Genomic DNA, 17,530 nt, shown 5'->3' with positions numbered 1-17,530 from the left:
CTGCCCTTTCTTCGTATGTTCTAGACAGCCCGGATGTGGCCGTCGCCCCACACAATCCATTTGGTGGAGGTCAGTTCCGGCAGGCCCATGGGGCCGCGGGCGTGCAATTTCTGGGTGGAGATGCCGATCTCCGCGCCGAACCCGAATTGTTCGCCGTCGGTGAAGGCGGTGGAGGCGTTGACCATAACGGCGGCGGCGTCCACCCGGTCGGTGAATTCGCGGGCGGCCTTCAGATCGCCGGTGACAATGGCTTCGGTGTGCCCGGTGCCCCACCGATTGATGTGCTCGATCGCGGCATCCAGATCGGGGACGACCTTGAGCGCGATATCGAGGGACAGGTATTCGTCGGCCCAGTCGGTCTCGGTGGCGGGCACCAGGCCGGGCAGGTCACCGTGAATGGTGACGCCCTTGTCCTCGAGGGCCTTGATCAGCCGCGGCACCGCGGTCTCGGCGACGGCGGCGTCGATGAGCACCGTCTCGGCGGTATTGCACACGCTCGGGCGGCGGGTCTTGGCATTGATCAGAATGGCTTCGGCCATCGCGAGATCGGCGTCCCGGTGCACGAAGATATGGCAGTTGCCGGTACCGGTCTCGATGGTCGGCACCAGCGCGTCGCGCACCACGGCATTGATGAGCCCCGCGCCGCCGCGCGGAATGACCACATCCACCAGCCCGCGCGCCTGGATCAGATGCGTGACGCTGGAACGATCCTCGGCGGGCAGCAGCTGTACGGCGTCCTCCGGAAGCCCCTGCGCCGCAAGCGCTTCCCGCAGGACCGTCACGAGCGCCACATTGGATCGGACCGCCGAGGACGAACCGCGCAGCAGCGCCGCATTACCGGACTTGAGCGTCAGCCCGAAGGCATCGACGGTGACATTCGGGCGCGCCTCGTACACCATGCCGACCACGCCGAGCGGCACCCGCACCTGCCGGATTTCCAGGCCGTTCGGCAGCGTGGAACCACGCACCACATCGCCCACCGGATCCGGCAGACCCGCGACCTGACGCAACCCCGACGCGATCCCGTCGATGCGGGGTTCGGTCAGCCGCAGCCGGTCCAGCTGGGCCTCCGCGGTGCCGCCGGCGCGCGCGATCTCGATGTCCTCGCCATTGGCGGCCAGCAGCCGATCCTTGGCGGCGAGCAGCGCATCGGCCGCGGCGTGCAGCGCGGCGTCCTTCTGTGCGGTCGTGAGCTGGGCGAGCGTGCGCGACGCCACCCGGGCCCGGCGCGCCGCGGCGTGCACCACCTCGCGGACGTTGTCCAGTTCAGTGGTGGTCGAAGCTGTCATGGGTACAGCCTACTTTCCGAGTCGGACCGGCCATTCGGCGAGTTCGGTGACGCTATCGCGCCATTGCATCATCACCCGGAAGGAACAATGCGCGGCAGTGGGGCCCCGGAATCCGCAGGGCTCACCGGATTCGATCGAAGTACCCACCGCCCACCGGCGGGATACGGTGCAGAGATGACCGCGAGCATCAGGCTGTCTTCAGCTGCCGGACGTTGGGTTCTGCTGGCCACCGTCCTCGGATCCGGAATGGCGATGCTGGATGCGACCGTCGTCAATGTGGCGCTGCCCAAGATCGCCGACGAGTTCGGATCGTCGATGGCCGGGCTGCAGTGGACGATCAATGCGTACGCCCTGACCCTCGCGGGGTTGATTCTGCTGGGCGGGGCGCTCGGGGACCGGTTCGGGCGCCGGCGGATGTTCCTGATCGGGGTGGTGTGGTTCGCCATCGCCTCGGCGCTGTGCGGTGCGGCGCAGGATATTTCGATGCTCATCGCGGCTCGGGCCCTGCAAGGGGTCGGCGGCGCATTGCTGACGCCCGGATCGCTGGCGATCATTCAGGCCTCGTTCCTGCCCGGGGATCGCGCGCGAGCAGTCGGCGCGTGGTCGGGTCTGGGCGGCGTGGCCGGAGCCATCGGGCCGTTCGTGGGCGGGTGGCTGGTCGAGTACGCCGGGTGGCGCTGGGTGTTCCTGCTGAATATTCCGTTGGCGGCGGTGGTGGTCGCGGTCACGGCGCGGCATGTGCCCGAGACCCGGGATGCCAACGCGCACGGCAGGTTCGATGTGCTGGGCGCGGCGATGGCGGCGCTGTGCCTGGCCGGAATCACCTATGCGCTCACCATGATGTCGGAGCAGGATTCCAGCCGGGCGCTGGTCGTGGGCAGTGCGATAGTCGGCGTGGTGGCGGGCGTCGTCTTCGTCCTGGTCGAGCGACGGCGGTCGGCCCGGGACGACGGGCCGCAGCCGATGGTGCCGGTGGATGTGTTCGGCTCCAAGCAGTTCACCGCGATCAATGCGGTCACCTTCGTCATGTACGGCGCCATGAGCGTGGTGTTCTTCCTGCTGGTACTCACCCTGCAGGTGGTCGGCGGTTTCAGTCCGATCGCGGCGGGCACCGCCATGCTGCCCGGCACGGTGCTGATGCTCTTCTTCTCGGCCCGCTCCGGCGCGCTGGCCCAGCGGATCGGACCGCGCAAGCCGATCACCCTGGGCGTACTGCTGGCCGCCGCGGGCATGCTGCTCATGACTCGAATCGGGCCGCACTCCTCCTATGTCGGGGTTGTGCTGCCCGCCGCCATCGTTTTCGGCATCGGCCTGACCCTCGCGGTGGCCCCGCTGACCGCAACGGTCCTGGCCACCGCCGACGAACGCCACGCGGGCGTCGCCAGCGGCGTCAACAATGCGGTCGCCCGCGCGGCGGGACTGCTTGCGGTAGCGGCCATCCCGCCCCTGGCCGGCCTCACCGGCGACGCCTACACCAACCCCTCGAAGTTCGAACACGGCTTCCGCATGGCCCTGCTGACCTGCGCCGCCCTCATGATCGCCGCCGCCGTCCTCGCCTTCCTCACCGTTCGCGACGACGCGCTGAGCACCGCCCCGCCGTCGGCAGCCCCACAGTGCAAGGTGCACTGCGCCATCGGCGCCCCACCTCTCGAGCCCGACCACGTGGTGCCGGGAAGCGGCGAAGCGAGAGCACCGAACACACCCGAGTAGGCCCGCTGGTCCTGAACTCGCGGGCGACACACTCGCGGCGGGCGGGGATCGGAGGGCGCTCGTCTAGGGTCGCGGTTATGGCGCGGATTGTGGTGGTGGGCAGCATCAATATGGATTTGGTGACAACCGTGCGGCGACGGCCCGAGCCCGGGGAGACCATGTCCGGTGAGGGGTTTGCGCTGGTACCGGGCGGGAAAGGGTCGAATCAGGCGATTGCGGCGCGGCGGGCCGGGGCCGAGGTGACGTTCGTGGGCGCGGTGGGCGATGACGTGTTCGCCGAGGAACTGCGGCGGGTGCTGCACGATGCGGGGGTGCGGGTTTCGCGATTGCGGCGGGTGGACGGGCCCAGCGGGGTCGCGGCGATCGTGGTGGACGGCAATGGTGAGAACAGCATTATCGTGGTGGGCGGGGCCAATTCTCGGATGACCGAATTGGACGACGCGGACCTCGAAGCCATCGCGGCGGCGGATGTGCTGCTGTGCCAGTTGGAGATTCCGGTGCCGACCGTGGTGGCCGCGGCCCGGCACGCGCGCGCCAATGGCACGGCGGTGGTGCTCAATCCCTCACCGGTGCAGGAGCTTCCGGCCGAATTGTGGGCCGAGGTGGATATCGCGGTGGTCAATGAGGGTGAGGCGGCACAGCTCGGATCGGCCTTGGATGCGGTGCCGCATGTGATCACCACGCTCGGCGCGGACGGCGCGATCTACCGTGGACCGGACGGCATTACGCTGCCCCAGCCCGGTGTGCGGGTGAATGTCGTCGATACCACCGCTGCGGGAGACACATTCACCGGAGCGCTCGCCGCGCACTGGCACGAGGGTCCGGAGATCGCACTGGCCTGGGCGAGTACCGCGGGCGCCCTCGCGACTACGAAACTCGGTGCCAGCGCATCGATTCCGACCCGCAGTGAGATCGAACGGCTGCTGTCGCGCTGACTCGGCTGTCGCGCTGATTCAGGCGACGGGCTTGCCGGTGTACATGCCGACCAGTTCCGCCATCTGCTTCCCGGCGCGCTCGAGCGGATCGGTCGAGCGGGTGGCCAGCGACATGATGACCGCGCCCTCGACGGCCGCCACAATGGTGGTGGCGAGCGAACGAGCCGCATCGGGTTCGACGGCCTCGGCTTCGAGCCGATCGGCGAGGATTCCCTCCCACTCGAGGAATGTCGTTCCCGCCACATCCGCCGCCTCCGGCGATTCGCTGCGTCCCAAAGCCGCGGCCACGATCGGGCACCCGGCCGAGAAATCACTGGAGACCACGACCTCCCGCCACATGGCCGGGAAGGCAGCGATGACGGTGGCCAGATCCGCGCCCGCGGTGAGGGTGCGCATGAGCGCGCTGGAGGCTTGCCCCGCGGTCCGGGTGGCCTCGGCGACGAGTTCGGATTTGCCGCCGGGGAAATTCAGATAGACCGAGCGGCGCGAGATGCCGCTGTGCTCGAGTAGCTGCGATATGCCGGTCCCGGCGATGCCTTTACAGCGCATGAGAGCAATGGCGCTGTCGATGAGGCGGTCGCGCGCTCCCATGGGGGTATTCCCTTCCTTGCTGTATACCGATCGGTGTACTACCGTTCCGATATACCGATTGGTCTACCGCCGAGTGTAGACCGCCGCCCAACCCACTCGACGACGATCGGGGCCCAGCCGTGACGACCCTGCACGATCCCCTGCCGCTGGCCAGTGGCCAGGTACTGCCGAACCGGATTATGAAATCAGCCCTGAGCGAGGGGCTCGGCACTCCCGATAATGCCCCCGACGAACGGCTGGAACGACTCTACGCGCGCTGGAGCGCCGGTGGGTACGGGTTGATCGTCACCGGCAATGTGATGGTGGACAGCCGGCACTGCGGTGAACCGGGCAATATAGCCATGGAGGACGAACGGCACCTCGGCGCGCTCACCCGCTGGGCCACGGTCGCCAAGGCGGGTGGCAGCAAGGTGTGGGTGCAGCTGAATCACCCGGGCCGCCAGGCGAATCCGCTCGTCACCCGGACCCGCACGGTGGCGCCGTCGGCCATCGGCGTGAGCATTCCGGGCATACCCGCCCCGCGCGCGCTGACCGAGGATGAAATCCTCGACATCATCACGCGTTTCGGCACCTCCGCCCGAATTGCGGAGGCTGCCGGTTTCGATGGCGTGCAGATTCACGGTGCCCACGGATACCTGGTGTCGCAGTTCCTGTCGCCGCGCTCCAACCAGCGCACCGACGACTGGGGCGGCGACCCCAAGCGCCGCATGCGCTTCGTACTCGAGGTGGTGCGCAGCATCCGCGATGCGGTGAGTCCCGGCTTCGGTCTCGGCATCAAGCTCAATTCCGCGGACTTTCAGCGCGGCGGCTTCACCGAGGACGAGTCGCGCGCCGTGATCGAGCAGCTGTCCGCCGAACGCGTGGACATGATCGAAATCAGCGGCGGCAGTTACGAATCCCCCGCGATGCTGGACCGTCCGAGCACGGTGTCGGACAGCACGCGGGCGCGCGAGGCGTACTTCCTGGACTACGCCGAGTCGGCGCGTGCCGCGGCGGGCAGCGTACCGATCGCCGTCACCGGCGGATTCCGTTCGCGCGCAGCCATGTCGGAAGCGGTGGCCAAAGCCACCTGTGACATGGTCGGCCTCGGCCGCCCGACGGCCGTCTTCCCCACTGCCGCAGCGGATCTGCTCACCAATGGCACCGAAACGCTGCGGCCCCCGGCCATTACGCTCGGCCTGCCCCCGCGCTTGGCCGCCAATTCCGGCCTGAAGGCCTTCGACGGCGCACTCGATTTGCAGTGGCACACCGACCAGCTGCACATTCTCGGCGCGGGCAATGACCCCGACCCCGATCGTTCGCCCTGGCGCACCGCCGTCACCATGGTGCGCCGCAATGGTTTCGACGCCTTCCGCAGCAAGCGCTCCCCCGCCCCGCGCAATGCGACCGCCCGCGAGGCCCGCAAATTCCAGCGCGAACGCGCCCTCGGCCGCTACGTCATGAACCCGGCCGTCCGCGCCCTCGGCCGCATCGGCGTCCGCACCGCCCTGGCCGCCGAGCTCGAGACCACCGGCCGCAAATCCGGCCAACCCCGCATCGTCCCCATCTCCCTGCTCTTCGACGAATCCGGCGCCTGGGGCATCTGCCAGCACGGCCTCCGTTCCGGCTGGGGCCTCAATATCTCCGCAGACCCGAATGTCCGTGTCCGCCAGGGCAATCGGTGGCGCACCGGCACCGCCGTCCTGCTCCCGGACGACGACGTGGATGCCCGCTCCCGCACCTTCGCACCCCACCCCCTCCTCGCCCCGCTCGCCCGCACCGCCTTCGCCGCCCTCGAAACAACCCCGGTCACCGTACGAATCACCTTCACCGACCGCTGACCGCAATGGAAAAGGGGCCGCCGGCACCGTGGCCCCTTTTCCGTTATCGGGAATTTATTTTCTTCTGATATGGTGAATGCAAATCCTAATTTCCCTGTCTAACATCGGCTTTCACGATGCCTAGAGAGGGAGATTCCATGGATCAGGGCCCGAGCCAGACCGCGATGATGGCGGCAGCCGGTCGCGCGGCGCATCTCGTTGTAGACCACGAGCCATACCTCTTCCAGGACACCGTCGCCGCGACACTATTGGGCGAACGGGCCGCCGAACTCATCGCATATCACCGCGAATACGGCGATCACCCGGTACTCAGCGGTACGCGCGCGCAGGTCAACGCCCGCAGCCACTACACCGAGGCACGGTTGTCCGCAGGCTTCACCCAATATGTGATCCTCGGCGCGGGACTGGACACCTTCGCGTACCGATCCCCACTGGCCCGGCAGGTCTCCGTCTACGAAGTGGACCATCCCGCCACGCAGCGGTGGAAATGCGAATTGCTGGCGGCCGCCGGAATAGATACCACCACAGCACACTTCGTGGGCGTAGATTTCGAACACGACAATCTGGCGAGCGAATTGACCGCGCGCGGATTCGACCCCACCCGCCCCGCCCTGGTGAGCTGGCTCGGCGTCAGCATGTACCTGACCGCACCCGCGATAACCGCGACCCTCGCCATTCTGGCCACTTTCGCACCGGGCACCGAACTCATCATGGAATACGCCCTCCCACCCGAACTCCGCGACGAATACGGCGCCGCCTATGCCGAATTCGCCCTGCCGGCCACCGCCGAACGCGGCGAGCCCTGGCTGACCTTCTTCACCCCGGCCACCCTGACCACGATCCTCACCGGTCACGGATTCACTGTGGCCGAGCACATCTCACAGCGAGACTCCGTCCCTCCCACCCTCTGGCACCGCACCGACCCCCTCCACCCCGCAGACCTCTGCCGCCTGACCCGCGCAGTCCTCCACCAACCCCACACCGCTGGAACACGTTCAGCGGGCTCTGGTGGTGGCGACACGCCGTGAACTTCCTCCACCAGAGCCCGCTGATCGTTCGTCCAGCACCGATACGGCGTGTCGCGAGGACATGTGGGGGCGGTCAGAGGTGGGGGCGGACCAGGATTTGGATGTGGTCGTCGGGGTGGCGGAGGGATTCTATGGCGTCGGCTACGCCGTCGAAACCGACCTGGGTGGTGACGAGGGATTCGGCGTCGATGACGCCATCTGCTATGCGGTGCAGGGTTTTCGCGTATTCCTCGTGGGGGTAGACCATGCACATCTGGAGGGAAATGTCCTTGTAGATGCCGACGATCGGGCGGATGACGTCGTCGGTCATGACCGAGCCGATCTGCAGGATCTTCGTTTCCCGCGGGACCTTGTACATGAGGTCGTTGAGCAGGCCGGGGACGCCGGCGCAGACCCAGACGTGCAACTGCTGGCCGGGAGAGGCCAGTTCGGCCCATACCTCGACCGGATCTTCGACGGCCGGGTCGACGACCCGGTGCGCGCCCAGCCGCAGTGCTGCTTCGCGGCGCAGTTTGGACGGGTCGGAGGCCACGATCGGGGCGACGCCGCGTTCGACAAGGGCCGCGACCGCACCCAAACCGACCGGGCCGCAACCGATGACGATGCCGGTGCCCTCGGGGCCGATGCCGGTGCGCGCCACATTGCCGAAGCCGACGGCGAGCGGTTCGGTCATGGCGGCCACATGCGGGGGCACGTGTTCGGGAATCGGCTCCAGGGCCATGGCTTGCAGCACCATGCGCTCGCCGAAGCCGCCGGGGAAGTCGTTGGAGTAGCCGACGCCGTGGATTCCACCGGCGGTGTCCAGTGCCCACGGCAGGGCAACCACGTTCTGCCCCTCGACAAATGGGGTGTCGGGGCCCGCGCCGATGACGCGGGCGGACAGCTCATGGCCCATGACCATATCGCGGCACGGGTCGAACAAGAATGTGGGAACACCGCTGTCCCGCGACGCCTGCAGGAAGTCGTCGGTGTAATCCAGTGCGGCCTTGTCGGATCCGCAGATTCCACAGGCAATGGTTTCCACCAGCACCTGACCGGGCCCGGGAACGGGATCGGGCACCTCGTCGACAACCAGCTTCCGGTTGCGCATGACTACCGCGCGCATATCAGTTTCCTTCCTCGGGCTGCAGCGCATCGGCGAGCGCTTGGCTGTGCGTGACGAACGCGGCTTCGATGCCGGCGCGCAGGCCGGTCATGAAGCGTTCGCTGTTCTCGTTGGCCCAGTTCAGCGAGGCCTCACGATTGCGGTTGGCGCGGGTGAAATGCGGGATGACGTGTTCGGCGAACAGCCGCGCGGAACGCTGGGTGGCATCCCAGTCCGCGACATTGAGGCCGAGCACCAGGAAGGTGCCGAAACCGCCGGACTGCTGCGCCAGGGCCTCGATGGCGGCGATGGCATCGTCTGGTGTGCCGATGGTGGCGCGGCCGAAGGACGGGAAACCGGGCCCGGTCCACTGCTCGACGGCCGCGGCGGCGGTATCGCCCCACGGCATGTCCATACCGCTGAGCCGCTTCATGTAATCGACGAGATGTCCTACGCCCCATTCGGCTTCGCGGCGGGCCTGCTCGCGCGTCTCCGCGATATGCATGGGCGCGACGAGCCGCCACTTGGCGCGATCCACGGTATGGCCGTTGGCAGCCATGGTCTGCTCGTAGACCTTCCAGTTCGGCATGAGCGCCTCGTACCCGCTCGGGTCGGACGCCGCCAGCGAGAGCAACCCCGCACCGTGCTTACCTGCCAGCACCGCACCGGAGGGCGAAATCGTCGATGCCACAGCCAGTTCGATGCCGTCCTGCTGATACGGCAGCAGTTGCAGACGCGCGTCGTTCAGCTCGAACCAGTCCGTCTTGGCACTGACCACCTCACCGCGCAGCAGCGGCGCCAGCGCCGCGAGCGATTCGTGCATCATCTCGCGCTGCCGAGCCGGCGGCACCCCCATCATGGCGGCATCGGAGGCCAGCTGCCCGGGCCCGATGCCCATCATCATGCGGCCCTTGCTGAGATGATCGGCCAGCGCGAGCCGGTCGGCGAGCATCATGGGCTGGTGGTACGGCAGCGAATTCACGCCGGTGCCGAGCCGGATCTGCTGGGTGCGCTGCGCGGCGGCAGCCAGGAATACCTCGGGGGCGGCGATGATTTCCATTCCGGCGGAATGATGTTCACCGACCCAGGCTTCGGCGTAGCCGAGCCGATCGGCCAGTTCCACCAATTCCAGATCCCGCTGGATCTGCAGGGTGGGATTGCCGTTGAGCGGGTGATACGGCGCGATGAAGAAGCCGAAGCGAGTGGGTCCGGCAGGTGTCGCGTTGGGCTGGTTCAATGTTCGTCGCTCCTTTGCGAGATATTCAGTTGTGCTCCGATCTTCGCCGCATGCCCGCCGGGGCTCTGGCAGGTACGCGGCGGCCCGCCGTCACCGAGGACGGCGGGCCTGGTCCGGGTGGGTCAGCCGCGGGCCCATTCGTGGCCCCAGTAGCTGTCCGCGGTCATCTCCTCCGCGACATAGTCGGGTCCGACAAGCGCTCCCTCGCAACCGAATTCGATATCCCAGTTGCCGGGGGTGCGGACGTAGAAGGAGATCATCTTGTCGTTGGTGTGGCGGCCCAGCGTCGAGGACAGGTGGTAGCCCGCCTTGGTGACGCGGTCGAGCGCCCGGCCCACATCGTCGAGGGAGTCGACCTCGACCATGATGTGCACGATGCCGGGGCCGTCCGCGCGGGTACCCGGAATCAGCGCGAGGCTGTGGTGACGCGGGTTCACACCCATGAAGCGAATCCAGATCGGATGGTCGGGCGGGCCGACGCGGAACGAGCCGCGCGAGGCGAAACCCAGTACCTCGGTGTAGAACCGGCGGGCGTCTTCGATATCGCGAACCGGCAGCACCACATGACCGAGACCCAGATCGCCATTGACGAACCGCGCACCGTACTTGGTCAGCACCGGGGTGTGATCGAGCAGCGGGCCGTGGAAGACCTCGACGGTGAAGCCGGACGGGTCGACGAAGCTGATGGCCTCTTCGACATGCCGGTTCGCAGCCTCCGCCACCGACAGTGCGGTGACGGCGACGCCGGCCTTCTCGAGGGTTTCGCGCACCAGACTCAGCGAGCGGGTATCGGCGACCTGCCAGCCGACCGCGATGACCTCGTCGCGCTCACCGGGCACCAATTCCAGCCGGTAGGTGTGCTCATCGGTGCGCAGGTAGATCGAGTCCGGATTGGGCCCGGTCCCCTCGGCGAAACCGATGGTGTCGAAGGCGAACCTACGCCAGGCCTCGACATCCGCGATGCGGGCCCGGACGTAGCCGAGAGAGCTGAAAGCAGCCATGGTGAACACTCCTTGGAATCAGGAATAGGTGACGGAGACGTTGTCGGTCACCGGAACTGCCTGGCAGGCCAGCACATAGCCGTCTTCCAGGTCGGCGTCTTCGAGAACTTCATTGCGCCGCATGGTGACTTCGCCGGAGACCACCCGGCACACGCAGGCGCTGCACGCGCCTTCGCGGCACGAGTAGGGCGCTTCCAGCCCCTTGGCGAGCAGCACATCCAACAGTGTCTGCTGCCGTGGCCAGGTGATTTCGTGGTTTTCGCCATCGAGTTCGACCTCGACGGTGGCATTGTCACCGGCCTCGGCGGCAGCCTCCATATCGACCGCGGCATCGGTCTCGAACGGATTGCCCGAGAGCGAGACGAACTTCTCGATATGAACGCGCTTGCGGTCCGCGCCGAGCGCGGTCATGGCGGCGCTGACCGCGTCCATGAACGGTCCGGGTCCGCACACGAACACCTCGCGTGCCGCCCACGGCTTCGCCAGTGCGGCAAGCTGTTCCACGCGCGGCAGGCCCTGCACCGACTGCAGCCAGTGCAGCACCAGCAGCCGATCCGGGTGCGCTGCGGCCAGTTCCGCCAATTCCTCGCGGAAGATCACCGCGTTCTCGTGCTGATTGGCGTAGATCAGCGTGACGTGGCCGGAGCCCTGCGCCAGCGCCGACTTCAGGATCGACAGCACCGGGGTGATACCGCTGCCGCCGCCGAACAGCAGCAGATCGGTGTCCAGGGAGCCCGGTGTGAACAGTCCGGCGGGCGGCAGCACATCCAGGGACATGCCCTCGGCGGCGTTGTCGCACAACCAGTTCGAGCCGTAGCCCTCGACCGTCCGCTTGACGGTGACCTTCAGCGGCCCGTCCTCGTGCGGCGCGCTGGAGAGCGAATAGCACCGGCTCACCGACCCGGTCAGCTCGCTCGGAATGCGCAGCGTCAGAAACTGGCCCGGCTTATAGGAGAACCGCTCGGCATGCGCCGCCTCCGGCGCCAGCTCGATCGACACCGCATCCGCGGTCTCCCGCACCACGCGCACGACCCGCACCGACGCGATCCCGCTCGCCTGCGCGGACTCCAGCACGGCATCGACCTCGAGCTCTACCGCTTCGCGGTCGAGCGACGCGGCATTAGGTTCGATGTCTGTCACGGTCATCGCTCCACCAGTTCCATTCCTGTGCTGTCTATTTCGATCAGTGCGGCGGCAGGCCGTCTACGTCAGGGTCCGGCCGCGGGTGCGCACATCCACGTCGCGCGTGCTGGAGCTCAGCGCGCCCGAGGCGACGGCCTCGTCGATGCTGGCGCGCAAGGCATTGCAGGTGTGCGACTTCAAACCGGTGGTCGAGAGCTCCGTGCAGGCCGCGACGGCGGCGTTGTTCCATTGCACGCTGGTGTGCTGGGGGCTGAACTTCTCCACCAGCACGCAGGTCCCGCAGGACCGGCACGAAACCTGTTCCATGACAGTGCCTCTCAGGCCTGCGCCGCGGCGGCGTCGGCTTCGGCGCGCTTGGCCAGGTTGTCGGCGACCTCGGCCTCCCAGGCGGTGACCGCGCGGGTGGTGTCCACCTCGAACTCGAACCGGGTGGTCATCTCCTCGGTGACGTCGGCAGCGTCGGTGTAGAACTGCTCGTACCAGCGGCGCAGCTGGTAGACCGGCCCGTCCTCCTCGCACAGCAGCGGATTGTTGATGCGCGACTTGCGCTTCCAGATATTCGCGTCCTGCTCGAAGCCCTTGCCGAGTCCGCCGACGAACTTCTCCGCGATCTCCGCGGCCTGCTCGGGCGAGACGCCCTCGGGCTTCTTGGCGATGGCGCCGTACATGAGCACGAACTGGTTCTCATTGATCGGGTAGTGGCAGTTGATGAGGTAACCCTCGACGACGAGCCCGTTGGCGCTCTCGCTCTTGAGGTAGTCGATCATGTAGGACGGCCCGTAGTAGGAGGCCTCCGACTGCAGAACGTTCTTGCCGCCCAACGCTTTCGCGGTCGCGCCCATCATGTCCTCGCGCGAGACCGAGGTCATGTACTGGCTGGCGATATGGCCTTCGAAGACATTCTTGAAGAAGGTCGGGAAGCCGTAGTGCACATAGAAGAAGTGCGCCATATCCACGACATTGTCGATGACCTCGCGGCAGTTGGCGTCGACGATCATGGAGTTCCAGGTCCAGTCGGTCCACTGCTCGTCGAAGGCGGCGTCCACGCGCGGAATCGCGGCCTCGGCCGGCGGCTGCTTGTTCTCCGGATCGTTCCAGACGAACAGCTGCTTGTTCTCGACCATGGTCGGCCACGCCTTGGTGCGGGCCAGCGGCGGTACCCGGCGCGCATACGGAATGCCGGTGCACTTGCCCTTGCCGTTCCAGCGCCAATCGTGGAACGGACAGGCCAGCGAATCACCCTTGACGGTGCCGTCGGCGAGGTTTCCGCCCATATGCGGGCAGTACGCGTTGAGCACGTTCAGGGTGCCGTCCTCGGCCGCGAACACCACGATCTCGGTGCCGAACGCCTTGACGGTGTGCGGCTTTCCGTCCCGGAAGGTGTCGGCCAGGCCCAGGCAGTGCCAGCCGCGCGCGAATCGGGTGGGCGGCGCGCCCGCATCGATGACTCGCACTTCCGTGACAGCACCATCCGTGGTGGTCATGTGAGTTCCTCTCCCTTGCCTTGTATTGATGGTTGCGGCCGATGTGACGCCGATGACAATGGCTGTCCCACTGGCCGGGAGGTTGCTATCGGTCTGCGAGACGTCCGAAGCTCGCGCGGTAGAAGAGCAGCGGTGCCGCCTCGGAGTGCTCGTTCAAGCCGGTCACCCGGGCGATCACCACCGTGTGGTCACCGCCGTCGACCTCGTCGTGCAGTTCGCAGTCGATCGTTGCCAGGGCCCCGGTGAGCAGTGGCGACCCGTTCTCCGAGCCGGTCCACTCGACGCCCGCGAACTTGTCGGCGCCGGGGCGGCCGAGCTGGCGGCAGATCTCGGTCTGATGATCGGCCAGGATGTTCACGCAGAACCGCCCGGCGCGCCGAATGCGCGGCCAGGTGCTCGAGGTCCGGGCGGGGAAGAAGCTCACCAGCGGCGGTTCGAGGGACAGCGATGCGAAGGACTGGCAGGCGAAGCCGACCGGCTCCCCCTCGTCAATGGCGGTGATCACAGTGACCCCGGAGGCGAACCGCCCGAGCACTGCTTTGAAAGCGGTCGGGTCGATCTCCGTAGGCATGCGATCCACCTCCAGCACCGGTTCCACGGCGCCTCCTTTATTTCGGTTCGAAATATGGCTGTCAGTCATAACAGCAGGTCAGGACGAGGAGGCGTCAATATGATGGTTCGGTCACCGAGACATGAATCCGTAGAACGGGACAAAAGCTACGTAGTTCTCCCGATTCCCCAGCGTGTGGTGCAGGGCACTGTGATGGGTAGCACAAGGTCCGAACCCGGCACATGCCTAATCGGAATATCCCTAGACTGGATGTCGGAACCAACGGAGGCTCAAATGTCCGTCGCACTGCTCCCCTCCGCGGAAGCTCGAAACCCTCATACCCCCATGCGCGCCAACCAGAATCGAAACGCCAGCGCCGAAGTCCCCGTCTCGATGATCGAGCGGATGACCCTGATCCTGGACGCGTTCGACACCTCCACCCCCACGCTCACCCTGCTCGGCCTGGTCGAGCGCACCGGGCTGCCGCGTTCCACCGTGCACCGCATCCTCGATCAGATGATCAAGCTGCGCTGGCTGGCGCACACCTCGGGCGGCTACCGCCTGGGCATGCGCACTCTCGAACTCGGCGGACTCACCGCTGATCACAACGAGATTCGCGATGCCGTCAGCCCGCTGCTGCACGAATTGAGCCAGCGCACCGGCATGGTCGGCCACCTCGCGGTGCTCGACGGCCGCGATGTGGTCTACCTGGACAAGGCCGGCGGCCGCTTCGCCTCCAGCCTGCCCACCCGCCTCGGCGGCCGGATGCCCGCGCACGCAACGGGTGTCGGCAAGGCCATGCTCGCCTGTCTGGAGCCCAATATCGCCGAGGCCGCGCTGCGCGTGCGGCTGCCGCGCCTGACCCCGCGCACCATCTGCGAACCGGACGCGCTCTCGCGGGAACTCGCGCAGATCCGCCTGCGCCAGGGCGTGGCCATCGACCGCGAGGAAGCTGTCGTCGGAATCGCCTGTGTCGCAGCGCCGCTGCGTGGCCGCGGTACCGCACCGGCCGCACTGTCACTGTCGGGTCGCGCCGACGGCATGAGCTACGACCGGCTGGCCCGCGTTGTGCTCGAGGTCGCCCACGAGGCCGGGCGCACCCTGTTCCCGCGTCGTGCGCACTGGCGCTGACCGAATGTTCGAACCGGACACAGAAGGAACGCGCGTGCGAGAGCGATACAGTTCGACTATGACCGATGGCGCTGCGCGCCCCGCCCACGGCGAGGAACAGCCGATCCCGGATCTGCCCACCACCGCCTGGGCCGTGCTCGGAATGCTCTCGCACGCAGACGAACTCTCCGGCTACGACCTGAAGAAGTGGGCGGACTGGAGTCTGCAGTTCTTCTACTGGAGTCCGTCGTTCAGCCAGATCTACGCCGAGCTCAAACGGCTGGAGAAGCACGGCTACGCGACCTCGCGGACCGTGGTCTCCGAGGACGGCATGCGCGGTAAACGCATGTACGCCATTACCGACAGCGGGCGGGAGGCCGCCTCGCACTGGGTGAACAACTCCCCCGTCGAGGCCCCCGTCCTGAAACACAGTGTGATGCTGCGGGCTTGGCTCGGCCATCTCGCCGAACCGGACCGCATGCGCGAAATCCTCACCCAGCACATCGATTACGCCGAGCGCATGCAGCGCCGGGCGCAGATCGATGCCGACGGGGCCGACGCCAATCCGGACTGGGCCTACCCGAGCGCGGTATTGCGCTGGTGCGTCAAGCATTACGAGGCCGAGCGCGAATTCGCCGCCGATCTCCTGGCTGATCTGGACAAACTAGCGAGGCAGCGTAGCCGCCGCAAGAATGTGAAACGATCAAATTCAGAAAAGTCCCACTCAACGGACTAGTCCATAGTCGGCGCCCCCGGGTTGTGACACGGTTCACGTCACCGTGTTACCCACCCAATCTGGAGGACGCCACATGTCTACCTCCGTCGATACCACGGCGCCCCCCAGCGCCGACGACAACACCGGCCGCCTCGACGGGGCCTCGAAGCTTCGGATCTTCTCCGTCCTCGCCGTGATCGTGCTGTTCACCGAGGTCGCACCCATGCAGTACGTCATGGTTTCCGCGGCACTGCGCCAGATCGCGCCCACCTTCCCGACCCACGGCGCGAATATCAACTGGGCCATCATTATTTTCGGCGTCGTCGGCGCCGCGACCTCACCGGTCATCGGCAAGCTCAGCGATATCGTCGGCAAGAAGCGGATGTTCCTGGTCTGCGGCGTGCTGTTCATGATCGGCTGCGCCATCTGCGCGATCACCAGCAACTGGATGCTCTTCCTGCTGGGCCGCGGCCTGCAGGCGACGGCCATCGCGACCGCGGTCATCTCCTACGGCCTCATTCGAGACCTGATGCCGCGCAAGCTGGTTCCGATCGGCCTGGGCATCGCCTCCACCGGTCTGGGCGTCTCGGCGCTGGCCGGCCCGCTGATCGGCGGCTTCATTGTCGATCATTACAGCTGGCGTTCCATCTTCTGGTTCCTGTTCGCCTTCACCGTGGTGATGATTCCCCTGGTGATCGCGATCGTCCCGGAATCCAAGCTGCGCACCCCGCAGCGGCTGGACCTCGTCGGCGCAATTCTGCTCGGCGCCGGCCTGGTGTTCACCCTGATCTACCTGGACAACGGCCAGGACTGGGGCTGGAGCAAGCCGTCAACCCTGGCATGGCTCCTCGGCGGCCTGGTGCTGCTGGCGCTCTTCCCGATCGTGGAAATGCGCGTCAAGAACCCGATCATGGATATGAAGCTGCTGTTCACACCGCGGGTCAGTGTGCTGCTGTTCATCGCACTGCTGGCCTCGCTCATGATCGGATACCAGTCCTACGCAACCGGTTACATGACCCAGTCCCCGCCGGCCGCCGAGGTCGTCGATCAGGTCAAGACCGCCACCTGGGATCAGGTCAAGGCCGGCGCGCTGCAGCAGGCACAGGCCGGGGCCGAAGCACAGGCGAAGGCAGCGCTGCCGCCCGGCGTGGAACTGCCGCCGGGTGCGGTCAAGGTGCCGCCGGAGGCCGTCTACTCGCAGCTGCCGCCGAATATGGTCGATGTGAAACTGGATCCGGGCTATACCTACGGCAATGGTTTCAGCCTGCTGAAGTACGCCACGCATCTCGCGGTCGCACAGTCGATCATCGCCATGCTCTTCGGCTTCCTCGGTGGTCTCTGGATTCGCCGCAGAGGCGGGCGTCAGCCACTGGTGTTCGCACTCGTCATCTTCGTCGGCGCGGCGATCGCCTATGCGACCACCTCGCATGGCTGGGGTATGCAGGCACTGATCAGCGCGGTCTTCGGTATCGCCTTCGGCCTCTATTACGCGGCCACACCGAATCTCATGGTGGAGGCGGTGCCCGCGGAACAGCAGGGCATCAGCGCGGGCATGCTCGGCGTCATGCAATCCATGGGCGCGGGCATCGGATTGGCGGTGGCCACGGCCTTCCTCAATGCCAACCCGGTCAAGGCGGAGGTCACGGTATTGACTCCGAAGGGCCCGAACACTGTCACCCAGGACATCCCGATGTTGTTCGCCGACAAGGGATACGAGATCAGCTTCTACTTCATCGCGGGAGCGGCGATCATCGCGCTCATCGGCGCGGTGATCATGAAGGCCGGTCGCACACCCGCCACCGGCGGTACGGCGTACTGATCGACTGAATGGAA

16 protein-coding genes and 1 pseudogene are annotated in these 17,530 nt (G+C 66.7%); 8 read left to right on the top strand and 9 right to left on the bottom strand.

What is annotated here, in order from left to right:
• Positions 1-20 precede the first annotated feature (20 nt).
• Positions 21-1,289, bottom strand: coding sequence for a glutamate-5-semialdehyde dehydrogenase (locus tag ABZX86_RS14045; RefSeq protein WP_355123426.1), 1,269 nt, complete (start codon positions 1,287-1,289; stop codon positions 21-23).
• Between the two features lie 174 nt (positions 1,290-1,463).
• Here ABZX86_RS14045 and ABZX86_RS14040 point away from each other — a divergent pair, with 174 nt between their 5' ends.
• Both ABZX86_RS14040 and ABZX86_RS14035 read left to right on the top strand, forming a co-directional pair.
• Positions 1,464-2,999: an MFS transporter gene (locus ABZX86_RS14040; protein WP_355123424.1), complete on the top strand. Its 1,536-nt coding sequence runs from the start codon at positions 1,464-1,466 to the stop codon at positions 2,997-2,999.
• 77 nt (positions 3,000-3,076) lie between these two features.
• A complete protein-coding gene (locus tag ABZX86_RS14035) occupies positions 3,077-3,934 on the top strand; it encodes a ribokinase (protein ID WP_355123422.1) in 858 nt (285 codons plus the stop codon).
• Positions 3,935-3,952: 18 nt separating this feature from the next.
• Here the strand turns inward: ABZX86_RS14035 and ABZX86_RS14030 are convergent, their stop codons facing one another.
• Complete coding sequence (locus ABZX86_RS14030) at positions 3,953-4,525, bottom strand: TetR/AcrR family transcriptional regulator (RefSeq protein WP_355123420.1); 573 nt, start codon at positions 4,523-4,525, stop codon at positions 3,953-3,955.
• A gap of 119 nt (positions 4,526-4,644) precedes the next feature.
• On the opposite strand from ABZX86_RS14030, the pseudogene ABZX86_RS14025 reads away from it, so the two are divergent.
• The 3 genes and pseudogenes from ABZX86_RS14025 to ABZX86_RS14015 all read left to right on the top strand — a co-directional run.
• Positions 4,645-5,613, top strand: a pseudogene (locus ABZX86_RS14025) (NADH:flavin oxidoreductase/NADH oxidase family protein); the annotation flags it as partial.
• 351 nt (positions 5,614-5,964) lie between these two features.
• Entirely contained in the window at positions 5,965-6,345 is a 381-nt protein-coding gene (locus ABZX86_RS14020) for a nitroreductase family deazaflavin-dependent oxidoreductase (RefSeq protein ID WP_355123835.1), read from the top strand.
• A 137-nt stretch (positions 6,346-6,482) separates the two neighbouring features.
• On the top strand, positions 6,483-7,373 hold the full coding sequence (locus tag ABZX86_RS14015; RefSeq protein ID WP_355123418.1) for an SAM-dependent methyltransferase: 891 nt from the start codon (positions 6,483-6,485) through the stop codon (positions 7,371-7,373).
• 73 nt (positions 7,374-7,446) lie between these two features.
• Here the strand turns inward: ABZX86_RS14015 and ABZX86_RS14010 are convergent, their stop codons facing one another.
• The 7 genes from ABZX86_RS14010 to ABZX86_RS13980 all read right to left on the bottom strand — a co-directional run bounded on the left by ABZX86_RS14010 (position 7,447) and on the right by ABZX86_RS13980 (position 13,920).
• Positions 7,447-8,478 (bottom strand): zinc-binding dehydrogenase, encoded by a 1,032-nt coding sequence (locus ABZX86_RS14010; protein ID WP_355123416.1) that lies wholly within the window; start codon positions 8,476-8,478, stop codon positions 7,447-7,449.
• Between the two features lies 1 nt (position 8,479).
• Complete coding sequence (locus ABZX86_RS14005) at positions 8,480-9,694, bottom strand: LLM class flavin-dependent oxidoreductase (RefSeq protein WP_355123414.1); 1,215 nt, start codon at positions 9,692-9,694, stop codon at positions 8,480-8,482.
• Between the two features lie 122 nt (positions 9,695-9,816).
• Positions 9,817-10,695 (bottom strand): VOC family protein, encoded by an 879-nt coding sequence (locus tag ABZX86_RS14000; protein WP_355123412.1) that lies wholly within the window; start codon positions 10,693-10,695, stop codon positions 9,817-9,819.
• Between the two features lie 18 nt (positions 10,696-10,713).
• Complete coding sequence (locus ABZX86_RS13995; protein WP_355123410.1) at positions 10,714-11,841, bottom strand: ferredoxin--NADP reductase; 1,128 nt, start codon at positions 11,839-11,841, stop codon at positions 10,714-10,716.
• A 57-nt stretch (positions 11,842-11,898) separates the two neighbouring features.
• A complete protein-coding gene (locus tag ABZX86_RS13990) occupies positions 11,899-12,144 on the bottom strand; it encodes a hypothetical protein (protein WP_355123408.1) in 246 nt (81 codons plus the stop codon).
• A gap of 11 nt (positions 12,145-12,155) precedes the next feature.
• The gene (locus tag ABZX86_RS13985; RefSeq protein ID WP_355123406.1) at positions 12,156-13,322 is read right to left on the bottom strand and encodes a Rieske 2Fe-2S domain-containing protein; all 1,167 of its coding nucleotides are present in this window, start codon (positions 13,320-13,322) and stop codon (positions 12,156-12,158) included.
• Between the two features lie 85 nt (positions 13,323-13,407).
• Positions 13,408-13,920, bottom strand: coding sequence for a flavin reductase family protein (locus ABZX86_RS13980; protein ID WP_327144533.1), 513 nt, complete (start codon positions 13,918-13,920; stop codon positions 13,408-13,410).
• Positions 13,921-14,166: 246 nt separating this feature from the next.
• Between ABZX86_RS13980 and ABZX86_RS13975 the strand changes: the two genes are divergently transcribed.
• The 3 genes from ABZX86_RS13975 (at position 14,167) to ABZX86_RS13965 (ending at position 17,516) form a co-directional block, all read left to right on the top strand.
• Entirely contained in the window at positions 14,167-15,003 is an 837-nt protein-coding gene (locus ABZX86_RS13975; RefSeq protein ID WP_355123403.1) for an IclR family transcriptional regulator, read from the top strand.
• Between the two features lie 58 nt (positions 15,004-15,061).
• Positions 15,062-15,718 (top strand): PadR family transcriptional regulator, encoded by a 657-nt coding sequence (locus ABZX86_RS13970; RefSeq protein WP_355123401.1) that lies wholly within the window; start codon positions 15,062-15,064, stop codon positions 15,716-15,718.
• A gap of 73 nt (positions 15,719-15,791) precedes the next feature.
• On the top strand, positions 15,792-17,516 hold the full coding sequence (locus ABZX86_RS13965) for an MFS transporter (protein WP_355123399.1): 1,725 nt from the start codon (positions 15,792-15,794) through the stop codon (positions 17,514-17,516).
• Positions 17,517-17,530 lie beyond the last annotated feature (14 nt).

The sequence above is a fragment of the Nocardia sp. NPDC006630 genome (assembly GCF_040611495.1).
In the GTDB taxonomy this organism is placed as follows: domain Bacteria; phylum Actinomycetota; class Actinomycetes; order Mycobacteriales; family Mycobacteriaceae; genus Nocardia.
This window is presented reverse-complemented; position numbering and strand designations above follow the sequence as displayed.

Bases quoted from the DNA above. Each gene is read 5' to 3' on its own strand.
- ABZX86_RS14045 (WP_355123426.1), bottom strand. From the start codon at position 1,289: ATGACAGCTTCGACCACCACTGAACTGGACAACGTCCGCGAGGTGGTG.
- ABZX86_RS14040 (WP_355123424.1), top strand. From the start codon at position 1,464: ATGACCGCGAGCATCAGGCTGTCTTCAGCTGCCGGACGTTGGGTTCTG.
- ABZX86_RS14035 (WP_355123422.1), top strand. From the start codon at position 3,077: ATGGCGCGGATTGTGGTGGTGGGCAGCATCAATATGGATTTGGTGACA.
- ABZX86_RS14030 (WP_355123420.1), bottom strand. From the start codon at position 4,525: ATGGGAGCGCGCGACCGCCTCATCGACAGCGCCATTGCTCTCATGCGC.
- ABZX86_RS14020 (WP_355123835.1), top strand. From the start codon at position 5,965: ATGAACCCGGCCGTCCGCGCCCTCGGCCGCATCGGCGTCCGCACCGCC.
- ABZX86_RS14015 (WP_355123418.1), top strand. From the start codon at position 6,483: ATGGATCAGGGCCCGAGCCAGACCGCGATGATGGCGGCAGCCGGTCGC.
- ABZX86_RS14010 (WP_355123416.1), bottom strand. From the start codon at position 8,478: ATGCGCGCGGTAGTCATGCGCAACCGGAAGCTGGTTGTCGACGAGGTG.
- ABZX86_RS14000 (WP_355123412.1), bottom strand. From the start codon at position 10,695: ATGGCTGCTTTCAGCTCTCTCGGCTACGTCCGGGCCCGCATCGCGGAT.
- ABZX86_RS13995 (WP_355123410.1), bottom strand. From the start codon at position 11,841: ATGACCGTGACAGACATCGAACCTAATGCCGCGTCGCTCGACCGCGAA.
- ABZX86_RS13990 (WP_355123408.1), bottom strand. From the start codon at position 12,144: ATGGAACAGGTTTCGTGCCGGTCCTGCGGGACCTGCGTGCTGGTGGAG.
- ABZX86_RS13985 (WP_355123406.1), bottom strand. From the start codon at position 13,322: ATGACCACCACGGATGGTGCTGTCACGGAAGTGCGAGTCATCGATGCG.
- ABZX86_RS13975 (WP_355123403.1), top strand. From the start codon at position 14,167: ATGTCCGTCGCACTGCTCCCCTCCGCGGAAGCTCGAAACCCTCATACC.
- ABZX86_RS13970 (WP_355123401.1), top strand. From the start codon at position 15,062: ATGACCGATGGCGCTGCGCGCCCCGCCCACGGCGAGGAACAGCCGATC.
- ABZX86_RS13965 (WP_355123399.1), top strand. From the start codon at position 15,792: ATGTCTACCTCCGTCGATACCACGGCGCCCCCCAGCGCCGACGACAAC.